We start from the raw sequence: 3,714 nt of genomic DNA, 5'->3' as shown, positions 1-3,714 counted from the left end.
CTAAAGCCGCTTGAGTCGGTTTTCCTCTCCGCGATCAATCACGGAGCTTCCAACCCTCCCAAAAGTTTGACGTGATTCGGTTTTGCCGATCGCAATTCCGGGATCAATTTATACATTTCACCCTAAACCTTGAGGGCAATTTATAAATAATTGCCAGACCACCAATTCTAACGGGCGGGGATATTATGAATCATCTAGTTTTGCCAACTTTAAGTGAAATTCTGATTGACGAAGGGATAGCCGGCGATCGGGTCGCCTCCGGGCGCCTGAGAGCTCAACAACAGTGGTACGGGGCGATCCGGGGCTTGAACCAGTTGCTCGAACGGGCCGACCCCCTCAGAACGCCGGAGACTCCCTCTCAGACGGACTCCCGAACCGCCACGGACATCCCCCCGCCCGAGACCCGGGGTTATGTCATTTCTGGGCCCTCCCCGGTGTTGATGACATCGGCTTTAGCCGCCCATTTCACCACCCAAATTTTGACCTGCGAATCCCAATTCGGGACTGTGGGATCGGCCTGGGGACGGGAACGGGGATTTCGGTTATTACCCGCATCGGACGGGGAGGATGGATCGGTGTCCGTGGAAACCATTCCGGAACCGTTGCGGCCCTCGGCTTTTCCCCTGTCTGAGAACGATCCGTTGACTCGGGAACCGTTTTGCCTGGTGTTGACGGCCCGCTTCAGCCTGGTGATGGTGTTGGGAGTCGATGAGACGGACAATCCGGCGTTTTTATTTTCCTTCGATCCGGAGACGGTGGGCCGTGCGTTGGGGGTTTTGCGCGATCGCATGGTGGCCCGATCTTCGACATCGCCCCGCCACCTCCACCACCAAATCGCCCAACTCGACGCGATCGCGGCCCAGTTTCCCCCCGTCGAACCCCACTATCGGACGGTGACGGAATTCGGCCGCCTGCTGCTGCAAAATCTGCCCCCGGAGGGCGATCGTCGGGAACCTAAACCCAAGTCTCCGGCGACGGAAACGGTGGCGACTTCTCCCGCCGAGGGGTTGTTCGACACCGACGGCCATTTCGTCGCTGCCGCCGATCGCACCATCCACAAATCCCAGGTAGAATTGCTGCAGGCGATCGCCCACGAAGTCCGCACGCCACTGACTACCATCCGCACCTTCACGCGGTTGCTGTTGAAGCGGAAAACTTTCGATCCGGAGGTGGCTCGCCAGCGGTTGGAGGCCATCGATCGCGAGTGTACCATCCAGATCGACCGCTTCAACCTGATTTTTCGGGCCGTGGAGTTGGAGATGTCCCAGGTCCGGGAGCGATCGTGCCAAGTCCACACCAGTCCGGGGGTGCAACTCACCACTATGTCTTTGGGGGATGTGTTCCAAAGCGGACTGCCGCGCTGGCAAAAACAGGCCGGCCAGCGCAACCACACGCTAGAAGTGATTTTACCGAAACAGTTGCCCGCCGTGGTCAGCGACCCGACGCTGTTGGACCAGATGTTGACGGGGGCGATCGAAAATTTCACCCGCAGTTTGCCCAGCGGCAGCCATATCCACGTCGGTGTCCGACTCGCCGGACAGTTGTTGAAACTGCAACTCGAATCCCACTCCCAAACTGAGGCCGGTTCTCCGTTTTGCGGCGCCCCCAAGTCGCCCCTGAAATCCATCGGGCCCCTGTTGATGGTGCAGCCGGAAACGGGTAGTCTGAGTTTAAATATGAACGTCACGAAAAATCTATTCCAAGCCCTCGGGGGCAAGTTGGTGATGCGGCAGCGGCCCCAACAGGGAAAAGTGATGACGATTTTTCTGCCCGTGCAGGTGAGTTCGGTCGAGGGGAAATGAACAAAAAACCGTTGAGTTTATTCACTTTAATTCTACTCGGATTTGGGGGGATGACGGCGGCGGAGAGTCTCGCCCAAAGTCGGGATAATTACGGCGCGATCGCCACCTCGGATTCTAGCACGGATGCCTGGGGTTATGGTTACGATTACCCCACCCGCGCCCAGGCAGAACGCCGCGCTTTGGAAGAGTGCGGGCGATCGGATTGTCAGGTGCGGGTGTGGTTTAAAAATGCCTGCGGTTCCGTGGCGACGAACGGATCTCGCATCGGTTGGGCTTGGGCATCGACTCGGGCGGAAGCGGAAGCCCAGGCGATGTCAGCCTGCGGTCAGGGAGATTGCCGGGTACAAGTTTGGGTCTGTACGACGCGACAATAGTTGAAAAGGGCGATCGCCCTACTCGAATTCCGGGGGATGTTCGCCCCATTTTACCCCCGTTTTCCGGGCTCGAACCCAAGCCGGACGATTCATCTCTAATGCCATTCATGTTATCCTAAAATTCAGAAGATATCAATGTTGAAGTTGCCACAGTGTCCGGGAGGTGAACCGGTGCTTCGGGTCGGCGGTTCCGATGGCAAAACGGGTGGCGATCGCACTGAGATTTTGCGCGACGGGGTAGCTGTAGAAATGAAAGAAATATGAAAAGTGCTTCCATGTCCGATCTGTTCTGGGTTACAGCGATTTCGAGTTCGGAGATGCCCGCGCACCTGACGCGGCGGGGGTTTCAGCGTTTTTGGGGTGTCGCGGACGTGAGAATGGTTATCATTTGGGCGATCGTCGCGCAACTGGCATCCAAAATTCCCTCTGGGCTTGACGTCCTGACGAGGCCCCTGATATAATCAGAAATACCTATTAGGGATTGAAACAAATACGGTGGCAAATATGTTCCTAGAAAATACCCTGATATAATCAGAAATACCTATTAGGGATTGAAACCCATTTCTCATGATTTGAATCGAATCGGCAAATGCGCCTGATATAATCAGAAATACCTATTAGGGATTGAAACTGAAGTTTTGCGCTATCAGGTATTTCAGTGCTTCGCCTGATATAATCAGAAATACCTATTAGGGATTGAAACTCCACTGGCAAATCGGGCAGTAACGCACCCTGCAACCTGATATAATCAGAAATACCTATTAGGGATTGAAACTTGCTCTATTAAAAGAGCTTTGTTGAAATTAGCAGCCTGATATAATCAGAAATACCTATTAGGGATTGAAACTTTAAACTGACGATACCCGTAATTGTTGTAATCATCCTGATATAATCAGAAATACCTATTAGGGATTGAAACGAACATGATGATGTTGTTCATCTCTTCGCGATCGCCTGATATAATCAGAAATACCTATTAGGGATTGAAACGCAGACCCGCAGGAAAGCCCGACAGGCTTCCGCCCATCCTGATATAATCAGAAATACCTATTAGGGATTGAAACCCGCGATTAGCCAGTAAGATTCGGTTCCCCCGATCCCTGATATAATCAGAAATACCTATTAGGGATTGAAACTGGTTCTTCTGTGGAATTGGCGATCACCCGTCCCCCTGATATAATCAGAAATACCTATTAGGGATTGAAACGGCACGGGGATTTCCTCGCATTCAAGCGGGCCCACCTGATATAATCAGAAATACCTATTAGGGATTGAAACAATTGTGTAGCTTGATTGAGCGTCAATCATAGTTCCCTGATATAATCAGAAATACCTATTAGGGATTGAAACGGAAACCGAACTCGCCGCCCTCCGACAAATCTTCCTGATATAATCAGAAATACCTATTAGGGATTGAAACGAAGCCGATGGCCACACAATCCACCGAAGTCAACCTGATATAATCAGAAATACCGATTAGGGATTGAAACTGGAATCGCGGATAGCGGTGAAGCACCGGAAACTTGATATAATGTCGG

The 3,714-nt window shown here is 52.5% G+C and carries 3 protein-coding genes and 1 CRISPR repeat array; all 3 genes read left to right on the top strand.

Annotation, left to right across the window (positions count from 1 at the left end; translation table 11 throughout):
- Positions 1–185: 185 nt before the first annotated feature.
- Complete coding sequence (locus AC0QHF_RS01090; RefSeq protein ID WP_324702337.1) at positions 186–1,802, top strand: sensor histidine kinase; 1,617 nt, start codon at positions 186–188, stop codon at positions 1,800–1,802.
- The gene (locus AC0QHF_RS01085) at positions 1,799–2,176 is read left to right on the top strand and encodes a DUF4189 domain-containing protein (protein ID WP_324702336.1); all 378 of its coding nucleotides are present in this window, start codon (positions 1,799–1,801) and stop codon (positions 2,174–2,176) included. Before AC0QHF_RS01090 ends, AC0QHF_RS01085 begins: the two co-directional genes overlap by 4 nt.
- Before the next feature lie 135 nt (positions 2,177–2,311).
- On the top strand, positions 2,312–2,440 hold the full coding sequence (locus AC0QHF_RS01080; RefSeq protein ID WP_324702335.1) for a hypothetical protein: 129 nt from the start codon (positions 2,312–2,314) through the stop codon (positions 2,438–2,440).
- Positions 2,441–2,627: 187 nt separating this feature from the next.
- Positions 2,628–3,666: direct repeats of the CRISPR family, unit length 37 nt; unit sequence CCTGATATAATCAGAAATACCTATTAGGGATTGAAAC.
- Positions 3,667–3,714: the final 48 nt, after the last annotated feature.

The sequence above is a fragment of the Lyngbya sp. CCY1209 genome (genome assembly GCF_055795065.1).
This window is presented reverse-complemented; position numbering and strand designations above follow the sequence as displayed.